Annotated in this window: 16 protein-coding genes; 10 read left to right on the top strand and 6 right to left on the bottom strand. The window is 42.2% G+C overall.

The genetic code is table 11. The features are described from left to right. Nucleotides 1-140: 140 nt before the first annotated feature. On the bottom strand, nt 141-317 hold the full coding sequence (gene rsmS, locus BI198_RS14005) for a pleiotropic regulatory protein RsmS (RefSeq protein WP_070050108.1): 177 nt from the start codon (nt 315-317) through the stop codon (nt 141-143). Further along, nucleotides 307-570 (bottom strand): late competence development ComFB family protein, encoded by a 264-nt coding sequence (locus BI198_RS14000; RefSeq protein WP_070050107.1) that lies wholly within the window; start codon nt 568-570, stop codon nt 307-309. Before BI198_RS14000 ends, rsmS begins: the two co-directional genes overlap by 11 nt. Nucleotides 571-708: 138 nt before the next feature. On the opposite strand from BI198_RS14000, the gene BI198_RS13995 reads away from it, so the two are divergent. Then, nucleotides 709-1,806, top strand: a complete 1,098-nt coding sequence (locus BI198_RS13995; protein ID WP_070050106.1) for a tryptophan 2,3-dioxygenase family protein — start codon at nt 709-711, stop codon at nt 1,804-1,806. Here the strand turns inward: BI198_RS13995 and BI198_RS13990 are convergent. The 4 genes from BI198_RS13990 to dinG all read right to left on the bottom strand — a co-directional run bounded on the left by BI198_RS13990 (nt 1,777) and on the right by dinG (nt 6,291). Beyond that, nucleotides 1,777-2,718, bottom strand: a complete 942-nt coding sequence (locus BI198_RS13990; protein ID WP_070050105.1) for a histone deacetylase family protein — start codon at nt 2,716-2,718, stop codon at nt 1,777-1,779. The two genes, BI198_RS13995 and BI198_RS13990, sit on opposite strands and share 30 nt — an antisense overlap. Next, a complete protein-coding gene (priC, locus tag BI198_RS13985; protein ID WP_070050104.1) occupies nt 2,718-3,260 on the bottom strand; it encodes a primosomal replication protein PriC in 543 nt (180 codons plus the stop codon). Before priC ends, BI198_RS13990 begins: the two co-directional genes overlap by 1 nt. A gap of 54 nt (nt 3,261-3,314) precedes the next feature. Further along, on the bottom strand, nt 3,315-4,094 hold the full coding sequence (locus BI198_RS13980) for a sulfite exporter TauE/SafE family protein (RefSeq protein ID WP_070050103.1): 780 nt from the start codon (nt 4,092-4,094) through the stop codon (nt 3,315-3,317). A 130-nt stretch (nt 4,095-4,224) separates the two neighbouring features. After that, a complete protein-coding gene (gene dinG / locus BI198_RS13975; RefSeq protein WP_070050102.1) occupies nt 4,225-6,291 on the bottom strand; it encodes an ATP-dependent DNA helicase DinG in 2,067 nt (688 codons plus the stop codon). A 511-nt stretch (nt 6,292-6,802) separates the two neighbouring features. Between dinG and BI198_RS13970 the strand changes: the two genes are divergently transcribed. The 9 genes from BI198_RS13970 (at nt 6,803) to recR (ending at nt 17,051) form a co-directional block, all read left to right on the top strand. Further along, nucleotides 6,803-9,409 (top strand): TonB-dependent receptor plug domain-containing protein, encoded by a 2,607-nt coding sequence (locus tag BI198_RS13970; protein WP_070050101.1) that lies wholly within the window; start codon nt 6,803-6,805, stop codon nt 9,407-9,409. A gap of 129 nt (nt 9,410-9,538) precedes the next feature. Continuing rightward, nucleotides 9,539-10,486: a class I SAM-dependent methyltransferase gene (locus BI198_RS13965; protein ID WP_070050100.1), complete on the top strand. Its 948-nt coding sequence runs from the start codon at nt 9,539-9,541 to the stop codon at nt 10,484-10,486. Nucleotides 10,487-10,635: 149 nt separating this feature from the next. Then, entirely contained in the window at nt 10,636-11,043 is a 408-nt protein-coding gene (locus tag BI198_RS13960) for an HvfA family oxazolone/thioamide-modified RiPP metallophore (RefSeq protein WP_070050099.1), read from the top strand. Nucleotides 11,044-11,131: 88 nt separating this feature from the next. Beyond that, entirely contained in the window at nt 11,132-11,983 is an 852-nt protein-coding gene (locus tag BI198_RS13955) for an HvfB family MNIO-type RiPP peptide maturase (RefSeq protein WP_070050098.1), read from the top strand. 2 nt (nt 11,984-11,985) lie between these two features. Then, complete coding sequence (locus BI198_RS13950) at nt 11,986-12,747, top strand: HvfC family RiPP maturation protein (RefSeq protein WP_070050097.1); 762 nt, start codon at nt 11,986-11,988, stop codon at nt 12,745-12,747. Between the two features lie 274 nt (nt 12,748-13,021). Continuing rightward, nucleotides 13,022-13,570, top strand: a complete 549-nt coding sequence (gene apt, locus BI198_RS13945) for an adenine phosphoribosyltransferase (protein ID WP_070050096.1) — start codon at nt 13,022-13,024, stop codon at nt 13,568-13,570. Between the two features lie 45 nt (nt 13,571-13,615). After that, a complete protein-coding gene (dnaX, locus tag BI198_RS13940; protein ID WP_070050095.1) occupies nt 13,616-15,952 on the top strand; it encodes a DNA polymerase III subunit gamma/tau in 2,337 nt (778 codons plus the stop codon). A gap of 170 nt (nt 15,953-16,122) precedes the next feature. After that, a complete protein-coding gene (locus BI198_RS13935; protein WP_070050094.1) occupies nt 16,123-16,449 on the top strand; it encodes a YbaB/EbfC family nucleoid-associated protein in 327 nt (108 codons plus the stop codon). Continuing rightward, nucleotides 16,449-17,051 (top strand): recombination mediator RecR, encoded by a 603-nt coding sequence (recR, locus tag BI198_RS13930; protein ID WP_070050093.1) that lies wholly within the window; start codon nt 16,449-16,451, stop codon nt 17,049-17,051. Before BI198_RS13935 ends, recR begins: the two co-directional genes overlap by 1 nt. Nucleotides 17,052-17,159 lie beyond the last annotated feature (108 nt).

Raw genomic sequence — 17,159 nt, 5'->3', positions numbered from 1 at the left:
TAAAGAGTGAAATTTCATCAATAAGTTTTACTGCCTGTGCCAGCGATAATAACAGGTTTAATCACTTTTGCGCGCTCACTCAAGTCACACACTAATATATTTTACGGTATTAAATAGCTAACATTATGTCATCTTTTGCTTCAGTCGATGATTTTTGCATAGGGTTCGGCTGGCAATTTCTGTAAGTAATCTTGTTTTACGATCTCTAAAGCGGCCAAAACAATTTTGGGCGTAATATTGTTTTGTTCTAGCAATAGAATTAAATCTACTGCTAATTGAATGTGATCTGGCGCTTGTTGCAGTGATTTATTCACCATGCGTTGCCAAAAATTCTTGACCGCGAGCCACTGCCTCTTTTACTTTTATTTCCATTTCAATACGTTCATTTTGCGGTAAATAAAAAGCCATGTCGACGGCATAGCGAATATAGCGGGGTGGTAAAAGGTTTAAACTAATACAGCATAAGTCTGCTAAATATTCAGCATCTTGGCTTTTATCTAGGCCGAGTTCTACTAAGTGATCTAACAGCATTTTTTCATAATAATTATGGATATCATCGTGCAGATTCATTTTAACCTCATTCAGTCTTATCAAGGCTAGAGCATAATCAGCTTTAGTCTAAAACACCACTACAAACATTGAGTTCGGCTTAATGCTTGTTACAATGCCTTATCACTAGGTTAGCGAACAACTAAGCGGACAATAATAATGCAAAAAAATACCACACCTTGTTACTACGGTGACTACTTACAGTTAGAAAAACTTCTTACTGCCCAAGCACCCGAAAGCGCTAAATATGCAGCTGAGGCCCATGACGAAACCTTGTTTATCATTGTCCATCAAGTGTATGAATTGTGGTTTAAACAAATTTTGCATGAATTAAAAGCTGTGATGGCTGAGTTTGCCCATGCAGAAGTAAAAGACGAGCAGCTAACCGGCATAGTACATAAATTAAAACGTATTATTACCATTCAAAAGTTACTGAATACCCAAATTGGTGTAATAGAAACCATGACTCCGCAAGACTTTATGTCGTTTCGGGATTATCTGGTGCCAGCGTCGGGTTTTCAAAGTGTTCAATTTAAAATGTTGGAAATAGGCTTAGGCTTAAAAAGTGGCTTTCGTATCGACTTTGATAAAAACTCCTTTTATAGCCGTCTCAATGTAAAAGATCAGGACTTTCTTAAGCACTTAGAAGATGAGCCCAGTTTATTTGAGCGTATTGAAAAATGGCTAGAGCGGATGCCTTTTTTACAATTAAACAACTTTAGTTTTTGGCAAATGTATCAGCAAGCCACCGATACTATGTTAGCGGATGATAAAGCAACGGTGCAGGGTATAGAACAAATTGCTGAGCACGAACGCGAGATGCAGTTAAAAGAAATTGAACGTACTGCAGAAAAGTTTGCTGCGCTGTTAGATGCCGATAAATACCAGCAGTTACAGCAAGACGGTACGTTTCGCTTAAGTCAAAAAGCCATGTTATCGGCTTTGTTTATTACGCTGTACCAAGAAGAACCGATGTTTAACTTGCCGTTCCAGCTGTTAACCTGCTTAACCGAGATAGATGAAAACCTGACTATTTGGCGTTATAAGCATGCGATGATGGTGCAGCGAATGTTAGGGACTAAAATTGGCACTGGCGGCTCTTCTGGCCATGACTATTTAAAACGGACTACAGAAAAGAATCGCATTTATACCGACTTGTTTAATATGGCGACCTTTTTATTACCTAAGTCTGATTTACCGGCATTACCAAAAGAAATTAAACGTGGCTTAGGTTTTTATTTTGCTGGCCAAGAGTGAGCCAGTCACGGTAAAAGCGGCTTTAAATAATTGCAGATGCAATTGCACCAGCGCAGTTATATTGCGCTGGTAGCCACCACCTATTACAGCAGCGACCGGAATATTCTGCTGATAACAACGGCTTAATACTAATAAGTCGCGTTGAAAAATCGTTTGGCTAGATAAATTGAGTAAACCTAATTCATCATCTTGGTGGCAATCGACGCCGGCATCATAAATAACTAATTCTGGCTGATGCAGTCTTATTAACGTATCTAAACTTTCAGCCACCGTGGCTAAATACTCGCTATCGCTACAATCTTTACTTACCCCGACATCCCAGTCAGATAGCTGCTTACGCGACGGGAAGTTTTTTTCACAATGAATTGAGCTGCTAATGATCCGCTGCTCATTTTGTAGCATGTGTGCCGTGCCATCGCCTTGATGCACATCTAAATCAAAAATCAGTATTTTGTCGACACCTTGCAGCAACATTGACTGCGCGGCAAACACTAAGTCATTAAATAAACAAAAACCTGAGCCAGCATTGGCAAAGGCATGGTGATAGCCGCCCGTTAAGTGGATAGCTATGCCATGCTGCATAGCCAACTGAGCTGTAGCTAAACCACCGCCTAATGAGTGCAGCGAGCGGGAAAATAAAGTTGCTGACCAAGGAAAGCCAATGCGGCGCATGGCTTTAGGACAAATAGTGCCATGCTGCAGCGCAGCAATATAGTCAGCGCTATGGCTTAACTGCAATTGGTCAGCTGTAATAGCATTAGGCGTAGTAAAAGCACTAGCTGGCACATTAAGGTTTAACAGCTGCTGATAAAGCTCGCGATACTTGGTTATTGGATAACGATGCCGTTCCGGTAAATCTAACTCGCTATAGCAGGGGTGATACACTAAAGCCGGTAAGTGGGTCGCTGCCATTACATATTTTGCCGTTCAAATTGCTGTATTTGTTGCTCTACCTCTGAAATGGCTTTGCGGCAACGGCCTAGCCGCTGATGCAGGGCTAGGCTACGCTGAATTTGTTCTGGGCTAGAGCCTCGACTTTCAATACTAATCATATCTAATAAACGGCGCTCAAACCCCTGATACTCGCTAAGCTGCTGGTATAATTGCTGACTAGATTGGGTTATTTGTTCTACTACTTTTTTCGCGGCGCGGCGTTTAAAGCTTTGTTGGTGTAAACCAAGATTACGAAAAGCTTGAGTTAGGGCAGTGGTTTGCTCGCTAAGCCGTTGCACTAAGCGTTGCTGAGCGATTAAAGACAGGCTAGTTTTTTCAGTTAAATGCTTTAAGTTGCGCTGTGCTTCAGCCACATAATCAGCCAAATTAGCAGAGCGACAGCTAAATAAGTCACTATCAAACCAATGTTGTGGTTTGCCATAGGGGCGTTTTAAATCAGCCGCTTCCGCTTGCTGGCGCAACTTTATTAATTGTTGGTTAAGTACTTCTGTTAATTGCATGGCTAATCTCCACTGGCCTACATTACGTAATGTTAGTCCTAAGCTAGTCTTAAACTAGCCCCAAGCTTGCCAAGCTAAGCGCAGTGCTATTAGTACTACCACAGTAACAAACACTGGCCGAATAAAGCGACTACCAAAGCGGATGGCGGAATGGGCACCCAACCAAGCCCCAAGCATTAAACATAGGCCCATGGCAATGCCCAGTACAAAGTTAACATGACCTAGGGCAATAAAAGCCATTAATGAAAAGCCATTACTAATAAAATTCATACTGCGCGCTACACCGCAGGTCAGTAATAAATTTATGCGGTACATAGCCATGGTAGATACCATCCAAAATGCGCCCGTACCTGGCCCAGCAATACCATCATAAAAACCTAAGCTAAAACCTTGAATGCGTTGTTGCCATTTGGTTTTATTTGTAGCGACCGGCAAAGTTATTTTGTCGTCAGGTTGCATGCGATTAAATACACTGTAGATGGCAGCTAATAAAATAATTAATGGTAATATTTTCTCAAGCGTTTCTGTGCTTATTTGGTCAACCACAAAAGTGCCCAATAAGGCACCTATGGCAGTGAAAAACATACACTGACGCCAATATTTAATATCAAACAATTTTTTACGATAATAAGTAACAGACGCCGTAAAAGAGCCAAAGGTTGCCGCCAGTTTATTGGTGCCTAGCGCGGTGTGGGCGGGTAAGCCAGCGGTTAATAACGCCGGAATAGTTAATAAACCGCCGCCACCGGCAATGGCATCAATATAACCAGCTATAAAAGCAATACTGCATAATAACAGCAACAACGATGGCTCTAGGGCAAGGTCTAGTAACACTAAGGATTTCCTGTGATTTGTGATGGTTTAACTATTACTAAATACAACTGCTAAACACAGTTATTATATACAGTTGCTAAACAGTTACTAAAGAAAGTAAGTAACGCTAACTAAACATTAAACCACCGCTTTAGTATTCTATTTGCCGCCGAAACGGCGGTAACGCGTTAAGCATAGCGCTACCATAAGATTTATTGACCAGTCGGCGATCGAAGATGATTATACGGCCTTGATCCTGTTCTTGTCTAAGCAGTCTACCACAGGCTTGTACTAGCTTCTTCGCTGTTGCCGGAATAGCCAATTGAGTAAAGGCATTACCCCCTTTTTTGCTAATGGCTTCGGCTAATGCTTCTTCTAATGGCGATGTTGGAACGGCAAAAGGTAACTTGGTGATGACTAAATTGGTTAATAAGTTACCGGGTAAATCTAAGCCTTCAGAAAAGCTTTGGGTACCAAATAAAATGCTGGTTTTATTATGTTGGCAATTGCTGCCATGTAATTGCAATAACGCTTGTCTAGACGCTTCACCTTGCACCAATAACGAAAAGCCTTGCTCGCGCAGTGCAGTAGCCACCTGTTGCATCTGCCAATAAGAAGCAAAAAGCACTAAACTGGCTTGTTGCTGAGGCAAATAATGTGGCAACTGGCTAATTAATTCCGCGGTAAACTCCGCCACCGTTGGTTCTGTTTGCATTTTTGGAATAATAATAATGCCTTTTTCAGCGTAGGCAAACGGCGATGCCACCTGCACTATTTTTACGCCCTCAAAATCGTGGAGGCCCAGATCAAACTTTATATAGTTAAAAGAGTTCAGTGCCGTTAACGTCGCCGAACAAACAATAACGGCATAAGCTTCGGCAAATAACAGCTGGGCTAATTTATTCCCTACTGCCAGCGGGCAAGCATGGGCGATTAACTTATCGCTATGCTCTGCCAGCGCCACCCAGCGCGCTTGATTAACCGTATTGCTTTTACTGCTAGGCTGCACTGCATAAAGCTGCCACAACGCTTGCTGTTGCTCTAATTGCAGCCCCAAAAAGCTTAACTCCTGCAATAGGGTTAAACGCGGCTTTAGCGCCAATTGGTTCGACGTTATGTGTTCTGGCACTAACTGTTGCACTTTTTCTAACTGAGACTTAGCTTTACTGCTCACTCTGGCTAATTCCTCAGCTTGCTGCTGAATGAGTTTTGGCAATGCGGCTTCAGTAAATCGGTATAAAGGCTTACCTTCAAACCAACTAGATTTAAAGGGCGTAGCCACTCGCTCGATGGTTTTAAGCAAAGCACTTAGCTCGTTACAGCTGTCATCTAAGCGCAGTAAGCTTTTTATTTCAGTTTCGGGTAGCAAAGCAATTAATTGTTGAATGGTTTTGCCGGCTTTATCCAGCCAGACATTGTTATGGCTAATAGGCGCATTAGCGGCAAAAAAATCTCGGGCTGTTTCGGCTAAGTGATGGCCTTCATCAATAATATAAATACAGTCTTCTGGTGGCGGTAAAATAGCATTTCCGTTGGCTAAGTCAGCTAAAAGTAGGGCATGATTAACCACTAATACTTGCGCTGTATCTGCCTCGGCGCGGGCTAAATGAAACGGGCAGTTAATATGGGCTCGGTTACTTGAGCTGCAATGCATCGCATCAGCATTAATGTCTGCCCACTGTGGCTCGGGAATAGTGATGCTTAAACTATCTTTATCGCCCAACCACTGTCGTTGTTGCCATTGCTGTAATAGTTGTTGCCATGGTGCTACTTCTGGAGCAGAGCTATTGTTGCTTTTGCCTTTGGCAAACAACTCAGGATGTTTAATCTGTTGTTTTAAACGCTCAATACAGGCATAGCGCTGCCGACCTTTTACCAATGAATAGTCAAACGCTAATTTACTGTGCAGCTGAAAAAAAGGTAAATCTTTAGTGATTAGCTGTTCTTGTAAAGCGACGGTCGCCGTAGCAATAACCACGGTTTTCTTGTGCTGTAATGCATAGGGAATGCTGGCTAATAAATAGGCTAACGATTTACCAGTTCCGGTACCTGCTTCAATTAAACCTATACGCTCTTGCCGATGATATTGACCGGCAATAATATTCGCTATTTCAGCAATTAATTTATTCTGCGCCGGCCGGGGTTGATAATTGGGCATGCCAGTTTTTATGCTTTGATGAATGCGTCTAATATGGATTTTTAATTGTTCAGATAACATGGCTCATGTATTTATATACAGGTAATGTATGGATTACTTTAACCAGTTACGGGCTAAAGCGACAGTTAAAAAAGTTATAAAATAAATAAAAAAACCAATTTAGACTGTTTTTTCAGCAATTGTTTAATATAACAGCTAAAATGAGCTGTAAAGATTTATTTACATGTAAATGTAACGATAAAGGTTAAAATGTGTTACTGCTTTAACTTTTTAAAATCACAAATGCACTTAACTAATTGATTAATAAATGTTATGGTTTGTCTGGTAGTATATTTTTAAAAAAAACCTATGTACATTTATGCTTACTAATTAAGCAGAATAAACAGCCGACAATTTAAATTGCAAATTGTTCCATAAAAGCTGTTGACCCTGCTGAAAATTTGCGTTTATTATCTAGGTGCGACAAATCGGAGTAATTCCGAGGTAAACGGAGTGCCAGACGCCGTAAAAGGTTGGTAACTGTTTAAAATAGAATCACTACAACTAACGATAGTGGTCCAGGGAGAAATACATGTATACGAATAATAAATTAAGCAAAGCTGTACGTTTAGCGATTGCTTTTGGCGCTGCTTCAGCCACAGCATTTACAGCATCTGTAAATGCAGCAGAACAAGACGAAACTGCAAAAGTAGAACGTATCGAAGTTACGGGTTCACGCATTAAGCGTACTGACCTTGAAGGCGCAGTACCTGTTACCGTTATTGATCGCGCTGCGATTGATTTCTCAGGTCAGACTTCAGTATCAGATTTAATCCGTAACACTACCTTCAACTCATCAGGTTCTTTCCGTCCACAATCTGGTAGTTCTGCTCAAGGTATCTCGCAAGTAAACTTACGTGGTTTAGGTGCTTCACGTTCATTAATCTTAGTTGATGGCCGTCGTTTACCTAAGTCACCATCTACTGGTAGCTCGCAAGATTTAAACGCCATCCCAATGGCTGCAGTAGAACGTATTGAAATTCTGTCTGATGGTGCATCAGCGGTATACGGTTCAGACGCTATTGCCGGTGTAATCAACATTATCACTCGTAAAGATTTTAACGGTGCTGAATTCCGTATCGGTAAATCAACTGTTAGCATTCCAAACGAAGGTGGTGATCGTGAAGAAGGTTCAGCAGTATTTGGTTCAAGCAGTGACAACTCAAGCGTAGTTGGTGGTGTTTCTTGGAACAGCCGTGACATCATTTATGAAAATGCCTATGACTGGGTATCGCCAGGCGCATCAAGCTTTGGTGCTAACTGGCTAACTGATTCTGGTTATAAGTCAGTTATTTCTGCAGCAGAATGTGACAACTTAGAGAACTTTTTCTCACTAAGTTCAGGCTTATGTGCGTATAACTTTAACGCTACTAACGCCAACGAAGCTTCTACCGGTAACCAAGCTGGTTTCTTAAAAGCAGAATACAATATTAATGATGACTGGAAAGTTTTCTCGCATACATTAATTTCAAAAACTAAGTCATTTGGTCGTTATGCTCCATCGTTAAACGATGCTGGCGATGCGGCATTTATGTCTGCAAGCAGCCCAAATAACCCGACTAACCCTGATAGCCCATTCTACGATGCGGCTAACGGTGCTAACCGTGACGTACAATTCCGTCACCGTTTTGCTGCCTTAGGTAACCGTGATAGCGAAGTTGATAACTGGTCAACTGACTTCTTAGTCGGTGCTGAAGGTGCTATCGGTGATGTTATCGTTGATTTTGGTGTGCGTAAAAACAAAACCAAAACTTACGAAATTGGTCGTAACTACTTAATGGGTTCTAACGCGCGTAAAGCTATTGATAGCGGCGACTATATGTTAAACGACCCGTTTGGTACTCGTTTCACGACTGACGCAGATAGAAGTGCTTATGAAGGCGTATTAAAAGGTTTAAACGTAACGACTTCACGTATCGGTACTTTCGATCAAGAAGAAGTATTCGGTTCAGCGTCGTTTGACGTTATGGATACAGACGCTGGCGCGATTCAAATGATCGTCGGTGCAGAATACCGTAAAGAAGATTACTCAGATACCTATGACTCATTATCTGAAGCCGGCCAAGTAGGTGGTTCAGCAGGTAACAGTGCTGGTGGTGGTCGTAACCTTAAGAGTGGTTTCGTAGAAGCGTTAATTCCAGTAATGGATGGCTTAGAGTTCTCAGTAGCCGGTCGTTACGATAAGTACTCTGATTATGGTAGTGATTTCTCGCCAAAAGTATCAGTACGTTATGAGCCAATGGACGGTTTAGTATTCCGTGGTTCGTACGGTGAAGGTTTCCGTGCGCCAACGTTAGATATTTTAACTCAGAAGCCATCTCCTGATAATCCAAGTGTACAAGATGACCCATCATGTATTAACTTCGGTTTAGAAGCAGGTTGTGATATCCAAGTTAATGCTTTAACTGTTGCTAACCCAGAAATTAGCTCAGAAACATCTAAGCAACTTTCTTTAGGTTTGGCTTATCAGCCAACAGAGTGGTTAAACTTATCACTTGATTACTACGATATTGAAATCAGTAACATGATCCGTTTCTTCGGTTCAGATACGATTTTAACTCGTGAGCAATCAGGTGACCCAATCCCAGCTGGCTTAGGTGTAGCACGTTTAGCAAATGGTGGTATTGACTTAATTACTCAAGGTTATGCTAACGAAGGTAAGTGGGCTGTAACGGGTGTTGATTTCAACTTAAACACTAACTTTGACTTCGGTGCTGCTGGTCGTTTAAAGCAGACAGTACAGTTAAGTCACCGTTTAAGCAGCGAAATCGATGGTGGCCGTAACTCAATCACAGATCCGGGCGATCCGCGTCAACGTGCTTCATTATCAAACGTTTACGTTTGGGAGAACTTAGACTTCGCGTGGAACATCAACATGATTGGTTCACAGTTTGAAGATGTCGATCAAGTTCCAGGTCAACCAGGCCAAGTTGTTCGTACTGGCCACGTTGGTACATGGGTAACGCATGATATGCAAGTTAGCTATACCTTACCTACCAATACTAAGATTTCTGTTGGTGCGCAAAACGTGTTTGAAAAAGCGCCTCAGTTAATCCCATTTGGTGGTCGTAACTATAACTTCGATTTATATGATGCTTATGGTCGCGTAGCTTACGTTCGTTTATCACAGTCTTTCTAAGACTAAGATAAAGCTTAGGTAGTTCTTAAGTCATTGTTATTAAGATTTAAGTAATACTTGAAGAACCTTAAAAAGGCGGGGATTTCCCCGCCTTTTTCTATTTTTAAACGGGACAATAGGATTGCAGATATGCAGCATTGGAATTCGTATTGGAGCAATACCAAAACCTTAAATAGTTTTGCTGAAGGTCAGCAACAACATGGTTACAGTGGTGATATTGCCCAGTTTTGGCAGGCTATATTGCAACCAGTAGCAGAGAATAGCACTATTGTTGATATTGCCACCGGTAACGGAGGGTTAGCGGTCCTAGCCCAGCAGCACAACGCTAGCTTTAACATTATCGCTACTGATGCCGCCGATATTAACCCGCTCACTTTGTTTAGCCCCAGTGATGACTGTTATCCAGCTTTACAGCAAATTCAGTTTATGGCCAATGTACCGACAGAGCAGTTAACCCTAGCAAGTAACAGTGTCGATTTAGTAATTAGCCAATTTGGCTTTGAATACGCGCCCTTAGCAGCAGCGTTAGCGCAAATACATCGCGTGTTAGGTAAGAAAGGTAAGTTTATTGCGTTGGTGCATAGCCAACATTCGTTTATTACCCAAGATTGCCAAGACGGTGCCACGGTATTACAGCAACTGTTACAAACCGACGGCTTACTTAGCCAATTAATGCAATTTGCTAACCTGTGTCAGGCACTGGCGACAGAAACGCAATTAAGCACCGCACAACAGCAGCAGTTTTCCGAACATAATACCGCCTTATTACAATTTTTTAGGCAGACCCAACAGCAGTTTACGGTACAGAATCAGCAAGAGTGGTTTAATTTAATCGCAAAAGATTTAGTGCCATTAATTATGAACTGGCAAAGTTTAACATCGGCCACCGTTGACAAAACCAAGCAGAATTTGCAGCATTTCTTACAGCGCATCCAAGATCAAATAGCCAGTGCTTGGACTAATCAACGAGCCGAAGAAGTTAAAGCGCTATGCCAAACCACATGGCAACAGGTAAGCGTAGAGCAAATGCAGATTGAAGAGGGAGTTTTGTGCTGGATAGTGCAGTTACAAAAATGATAATTTTAAAACTCTAGTTTTTTATACCGGTATTTTATTAATTATTATTATAAAAAGCTAAAAGGAATAAATTAACTGAAATACAGTATTGGTTAAAACGGTCTATTATTAAGCAAGCTAAACCCAACAAACCTCAACAGGTGAAAATAATGAAAACAATTAAACATAGTAATGTAGCAATGGCAGTGGGTGCTTTAGTTTTTGGCTCATTAGCCACAGTAAGTACCAGTGCAGACGCCAACCCTTTTACTGCTCAAGAGCTCACTTCTGGTTATCAAATCGCTGCTAGCGAAGGTAAGTGCGGTGAAGCTAAGTGCGGCGAAGAGATGAAGAAGAAGCATGCTGAAAAAATGAAAGAAGGCAAATGCGGTGAAGGCAAGTGCGGCGAAGAGATGATGAAAAAATCAGCCGATAAAATGCAAGAAGGCAAATGCGGTGAAGGTAAATGCGGCGAAGAGATGATGAAAGAACACGCCGATAAAACCAAAGCAAAAAGCAAAGAAGCCACTTGTGGTGCTGGGAAAACTCAAGATGCCAAATGTGGTGGTGCAGTTTAATAGTTGATAGTGATCTTATAATAAGCAGCATATTGATCTGCATTATGAGTACCATATGCTGCATTATTAAGGATAACAGGATATAACCATGACAGCAGTACAAGGTGTAGGTTTAGGCTTGCGGCGTGAAATGCTGGGGCAAATGTTGCAGCATAAACCTGCAGAAATTGATTTTTTTGAAGTGGCGCCAGAAAACTGGATACCGTTTGGCGGCGCGCTACAAAAACAATTTAGCCAATTAACTGAACAGCACCAGTTTATTTGTCATGGTTTATCTTTATCTATTGGTAGCCCAGCCCCTTTAGATATTCAGTTTATAAAGCAAGTTAAAACATTTTTACAGCAGCATAATATTAGTATGTATAGCGAACATTTAAGTTACTGCTCGGGTGCCGGCCATTTATATGATTTGATGCCTATTCCGTTTACTGCTGAAGCGGTAGATTATGTTGCCAAGCGTGTGCAGCAAGTACAAGATATTATAGAGCAGCCTTTAATATTAGAAAATGTGTCTTACTATGCTGCCCCTGGTCAAGAAATGTCAGAGTTAGATTTTACTCTAGCCGTAATACAACAAGCAGACTGTAAGATGTTGTTGGACGTGAACAACATTTATGTAAATTCGATTAACCATAGCTACGATGCTAAGCAGTATTTACAGGCTATTCCTTCCCAGCGCATCGCCTATTATCATATTGCCGGTCATTATAAGCAGGCAGAGGATTTACTAATAGATACCCATGGCGCCGATGTAATTGATCCGGTGTGGCAGCTATTAGCATTAGCCTATCAACAACATGGTGTTAAACCGACCTTGTTAGAGCGCGACTTTAATATTCCTCAGTGGAGTGGCTTGCAACAAGAACTAAGCCAGATCCAGCAATTACAACAGACTGCACATGCTACAGCTTCGACACCCGTAACAGCAAAGCGAGCTTAATAATGAAGTTTCAGCAAATTCAGCAGCAATTTATGGATCATATTCAAGATCCTGAACACAATGCTGCGCCTGCCGATATTGAGGATAGGCGCTTAGCGATTTATCGCGAGTTGTTTTTTAATAATGTAGTTGGCTTTGTTAGTACTGGGTTTCCGGTTTTGCGCTCGTTATATTCCGAAGCCGAATGGCATAGGTTAGTACGGCAGTTTTATGCCGGTTATAGTTGTCACAGCCCGTATTTTTTGCATATAGCAGAGCATTTTTTACAGTTTATACAGCAGCAGTATCAGCTAACAGACTCTGATCCTATCTTTATGCTGGAATTGGCCCATTACGAATGGTCAGAACTTTATTTAGCGACTTTACAGGACAGTCAACAGGATGATCTAGCCGCTATACCCCTTGCTAGTGCTGCGGTATTAACGGCGCCACTGCAATTATCGACCTTGTGTTTATTGTTAGCCTATCCGTATCCAGTGCATCAAATTAGTCAAGTGTTTCAGCCCACGGCTGCTAGCGAGAATCAATTTTATTTACTCTATCGCAATGCGCAAGATGAAGTGAAATTTATGCTAATTAATCAATTAACGGCTTTGCTATTACAACAGCTCCAACAAACACCGGGAATAACCGCTAACAGCCTGTTTTTACAGCTGCAACCGCAAGTACCGCAATTTAGCCAACAACAATTTCAGCAAGGCGCAAGCACTATATTGCAACAGTTTGCGTCAAAAGGCGTGATTCAGGCTTTTCAAATGGGCTAAAATTCATTACCATATCACTATAATTTAATCGCATTATAAAGAGTAGCGCAATGTCAGACGAGAACTTCAAAGACTCATTCAATTTTTGGCAATTCTTGGCGTTAGTAGCAACTTTTGTTGGTTTGTTGTGCTTAGCACCAATTTTGCGTTGGATCCAAATACTGGGTTGATTAGCAGCATTTGCTGTCAGCCGTTTAAGTAAAAGCCGCCTTATGGCGGTTTTTTTGTCTCAGACCAGTGACTCGTTTCTGGTGAGTAAATTAAGGTTTTTATTATGGATAAGCAACTTCTTGCAACTGAGTTAAAACAAGTGATTAAAACGGTAATGGATTATCCTAAGCCAGGTATCGTATTTCGTGATGTAACCAGTTTAATGCAAGATGGTCCTAGCTTTAAAAAAGTGATTGATGCATTTTGCGAAATTTATAAAGACCACGGTATCGATAAAATTGTTGGTACTGAGTCGCGTGGTTTTATTTTCGGCGCGCCTTTAGCGTATGCCATGGGTATATCCTTTATCCCGGTTAGAAAGCCCGGCAAGCTGCCGCGTAATCGGATTAGCCAAAGCTACCAATTAGAATATGGTGAAGATACGCTTGAGCTGCATGCTGATGCTATTTGTGCTGGCGACAAAGTGTTGTTAGTAGATGATTTACTGGCAACCGGTGGCACTATTGATGCGACGGTAAAGTTAGTGCGTCAACTCGGTGGTATTGTTGAAGATGCCGCTTTTGTTATTGCCTTAACCGATTTAGGTGGCGTGGCAAAATTACAGCAAGCCGATTTAAAAGTGCTTAGCTTAGTTGAGTATGCCGACGAATAAGCTTAGTCTGGACTTAGAGCAATTATTAGAGTGTAAGCAGCGGTTATGAGTTATCAGGTTTTAGCACGCAAGTGGCGTCCACAGCACTTTTCTCAATTAGTGGGGCAAGAGCATGTAAAAAACGCGCTCAGCAATGCCTTAACCAATAATCGGCTGCATCATGCCTATTTATTTACCGGTACTCGCGGTGTAGGTAAAACCACGATAGCCCGCATTTTTGCTAAAAGTTTAAATTGTGAGCTAGGTATTACGGCGTCACCTTGTGGTGAATGCACAGCGTGCCGTGAAATTGATGCCGGTAACTTTGTCGATTTAATGGAAATTGATGCCGCGTCGCGCACCAAAGTAGAAGATACCCGTGATTTATTAGATAACGTGCAATACGCGCCAAGCCGTGGCCGGTTTAAGGTGTATCTAATAGATGAAGTGCATATGCTGTCTAAGCATAGTTTTAATGCCTTACTTAAAACACTTGAAGAACCACCGCCGCATGTTAAATTTTTACTGGCGACGACTGATCCGCAAAAATTACCGATCACAGTATTATCTCGCTGTTTGCAGTTTAATTTATTAGCCTTAAGTCCTACGCAAATAGCGCAGCATTTAGCCTATGTATTAACCGAAGAAAATATTCCTTTTGTTGAACCGGCATTAAACTTAATCGCCAAAGCGGCTAAAGGCAGTTTGCGTGACTCATTAAGTTTGACTGATCAAGCTATTGCCCAAAGTAATAGTGATATTCAGCTTGATGTTATTAGAACCATGCTGGGCTATTTAGAGCAAAGCTGGGCTGAGCAACTATTACAGGCTGTTTTGGCCCAAGATGCGGTTGGCTTACAGCAGCAATTAGCCACGCTGGTGCAGCAACATAATGACTATGCGCAAGTATTAGACGATATGTTGTCGATTTTACATCTAACCGCATTAAGTCAATTTACCCCCGCGGCAGCAGCGATTAGTGAAAGTGCAGATTTTATTCTGCAATTAGCTCAGCGCTTAGAACCGGCTCAAGTGCAGTTATATTATCAATTATTAATCAGCGGTAAAAAAGAATTGGCTTACGCCCCAGATGCCCTGATTGGTTTAGAAATGGCGCTATTACGGGCTATGGCGTTTGCCCCCGCTAGCGTTAACTTAGTAAGCGGTATTAGCCAACCGAGCCACCCAAATAGTGCAGTAGAGCCTGTAACGCTAAGTAGCCATGTTGCTTCCAAAACTGATGCACTAAGCACTGTTGAGCCAAGTACTGCTGAGTCAAGCACTGCTGGGTCAAATACAGCTATGCCAAAGCCAGTGGCGCAGCCAATGCAAACACCCGAGCTGCCAGCGCAGTCTTTAGCTCAAGCTTCTGCACCGGCAATAACAGCAAGCCCAGTAGCGCATTCTCAGGAAGTACTAGCACCTGATACACCTGAGGCGTCCCAAGAACAACAACGGCTGCCAATACAGCCGATGGCAATAGATGCCATAGTAGAGCCACAGCAGCCAGCTATAGCGCCGAATGCCGGTATTGACTCGGTAACCTCCGGCATTATGGCTAGGCGAGGCATAAGCTTAGAGCAAAACAGCCGCGCTGCTGAAAAAAAGATTGAGCGGCCATTAGCGCCGCGCTTGGCAGAGTCGGCTGTAACGGTGCGGCCAGAAGCGTCGCCGGCATTACCTCAAAGTCAGGCCAATAGTAAGGCTCAGATGCCACAACCTGCCATGCAGCAGCCAGTACATTCGCCATCCCAGTTACCAACACAAGCGGCTACGCCTAATAGAACAGCACCAGCTCAGTCAGCCGTTATTGATGATGCAGGCTATAACGATGCTGTTGCCGGCTTAAATGATGAGCCGAATTATGAAGCGAACTATGAGCCGAATGATGAACCTAATGACGAGCTAGCGCCATTTGATAATGGCCAAGCTGATGCGATGTGGCAGCAATATCAAGCAGAGACACCGCCATTAACGGAATTTGATGGCAGTATTAATCAGCAAAATTTTTCAATTAAATTTGCGGCCCAAGTAGATGCGTGGGCGGCCAGAATAGAGCAGTTAGATACCGGTGGTTTAAGTAGGTTGTTTTTACTTAATGCAGCCATCAGTTTACAAGGTGAGAATATGCAGTTAAGTGTTGCTAAAAGTCAGCAACATTTAGACGATGCTGAGTTTAGACAAAACTTACAGCAACTATTAGAGCACAGCTTTAATCAGCGTCTGCAATTACAGATAAGTTATCATGATGAAGTCGCTGATAGTCCTTTGGCTATTCAGCAACGCATAGTTGCTGAGCGGCGAGTATATGTGCATAAATTACTGCAACAAGATGACAACGTTATTCAGTTCCAGCAATTATTTGCGGCACAAATGCTAGAAGATACCATTCAAGTAAACTAATCTAGTGTTACAAACAAGACTTGTATTTATGCTACTGAATCTTTATCTTGTCGCGCTAAGGTCATGCAAAAGCACTGCGCAAATACGCACTGCTTTGCCAAACTAAGCTTTACCAAATCGAAAAAAGCGTAACACAAATTACTAAATACTAACTAACAGAGAGCGATATTATGTTTAAAGGTGGTATGGGCAATATCATGAAGCAAGCGCAAGCTATGCAAGAGAAAATGCAAAAAGCGCAAGCCGAAATCGCAACCATGGAAGTAACGGGAGAGTCTGGTGCAGGTTTAGTGAAAATAACCATGTTAGGTAATCACAATGTACGCCGTGTTAGCATTGACGATAGCCTGTTAGAAGATGATAAAGAGATGCTAGAAGATTTAATCGCAGCTGCGCTTAATGATGCTGTGCGTCGGGTTGAAGAAACCAGTAAAGAAAAAATGGGCTCAGTTGCTGGCGGTATGCAATTACCACCAGGCATGAAAATGCCATTTTAATGAGCCGTTATACGCCATTATTACAGCAGCTGATTGACGCCTTACGCATTTTACCGGGTGTAGGGCCTAAATCTGCCCAGCGTATGGCTTTTGCTTTACTTGAGCGCAATAGAGATGCCGGTTTAGCTTTGGCTGATGCCTTGGCACAAGCCATGACCAAAATAGGTCATTGCCAGCGCTGCCGTACGTTTTGTCAATCGACGCTCTGCGCAATTTGTGCTGATCCTAAACGTGAGCTCGATGGCATAATGTGTGTTGTTGGTTCAGCGGCAGATCAACATGCCATTGAACAAATTGGCCAATTTAAAGGCCGCTACTTTGTGTTGCAAGGCTATTTGTCGCCGTTAGACGGCATTGGGCCACAAGACTTAGGGCTGGATAGCTTAAGTTCACTATTAGCCGAGGGTGGCACCACAGAGCTTATTTTAGCCACTAATCCAACCGTTGAAGGTGATGCTACGGCGTTTTATATTGCCGAGTTAGCGCAAAAACATAACGTTAAAGTGTCAAGAATTGCCCAAGGTATCCCTATAGGTGGCGAGCTTGAGTTTATTGATGGCACCACGCTATCACACGCCTTTAGTGGCCGAAAACAGTTTTAGAAATTAAAAAGGGTCAGAGTGATTTTATTCGTTTTAAATAAAATCACTCTGACCCTTTTTAATTGTTATGAGCTTGAAAATCTGTAAATCCTCCCCATATTAGATGAC

This window comes from Rheinheimera salexigens (assembly GCF_001752395.1).
In the GTDB taxonomy this organism is placed as follows: domain Bacteria; phylum Pseudomonadota; class Gammaproteobacteria; order Enterobacterales; family Alteromonadaceae; genus Alishewanella; species Alishewanella salexigens.
Note: the sequence above shows the minus strand (reverse complement) of the source record. Positions and strands in the feature narration are given on the sequence as shown.

Excerpts from the sequence above, each read along its gene's own strand:
- BI198_RS13995 (WP_070050106.1), top strand. The coding sequence starts at position 709 with ATGCAAAAAAATACCACACCTTGTTACTACGGTGACTACTTACAGTTA.
- BI198_RS13960 (WP_070050099.1), top strand. The coding sequence starts at position 10,636 with ATGAAAACAATTAAACATAGTAATGTAGCAATGGCAGTGGGTGCTTTA.
- dinG (WP_070050102.1), bottom strand. The coding sequence starts at position 6,291 with ATGTTATCTGAACAATTAAAAATCCATATTAGACGCATTCATCAAAGC.
- priC (WP_070050104.1), bottom strand. The coding sequence starts at position 3,260 with ATGCAATTAACAGAAGTACTTAACCAACAATTAATAAAGTTGCGCCAG.
- dnaX (WP_070050095.1), top strand. The coding sequence starts at position 13,616 with ATGAGTTATCAGGTTTTAGCACGCAAGTGGCGTCCACAGCACTTTTCT.
- recR (WP_070050093.1), top strand. The coding sequence starts at position 16,449 with ATGAGCCGTTATACGCCATTATTACAGCAGCTGATTGACGCCTTACGC.
- BI198_RS13990 (WP_070050105.1), bottom strand. The coding sequence starts at position 2,718 with ATGGCAGCGACCCACTTACCGGCTTTAGTGTATCACCCCTGCTATAGC.
- BI198_RS13965 (WP_070050100.1), top strand. The coding sequence starts at position 9,539 with ATGCAGCATTGGAATTCGTATTGGAGCAATACCAAAACCTTAAATAGT.
- BI198_RS13955 (WP_070050098.1), top strand. The coding sequence starts at position 11,132 with ATGACAGCAGTACAAGGTGTAGGTTTAGGCTTGCGGCGTGAAATGCTG.
- rsmS (WP_070050108.1), bottom strand. The coding sequence starts at position 317 with ATGGTGAATAAATCACTGCAACAAGCGCCAGATCACATTCAATTAGCA.
- BI198_RS13950 (WP_070050097.1), top strand. The coding sequence starts at position 11,986 with ATGAAGTTTCAGCAAATTCAGCAGCAATTTATGGATCATATTCAAGAT.
- BI198_RS14000 (WP_070050107.1), bottom strand. The coding sequence starts at position 570 with ATGAATCTGCACGATGATATCCATAATTATTATGAAAAAATGCTGTTA.
- apt (WP_070050096.1), top strand. The coding sequence starts at position 13,022 with ATGGATAAGCAACTTCTTGCAACTGAGTTAAAACAAGTGATTAAAACG.
- BI198_RS13935 (WP_070050094.1), top strand. The coding sequence starts at position 16,123 with ATGTTTAAAGGTGGTATGGGCAATATCATGAAGCAAGCGCAAGCTATG.
- BI198_RS13970 (WP_070050101.1), top strand. The coding sequence starts at position 6,803 with ATGTATACGAATAATAAATTAAGCAAAGCTGTACGTTTAGCGATTGCT.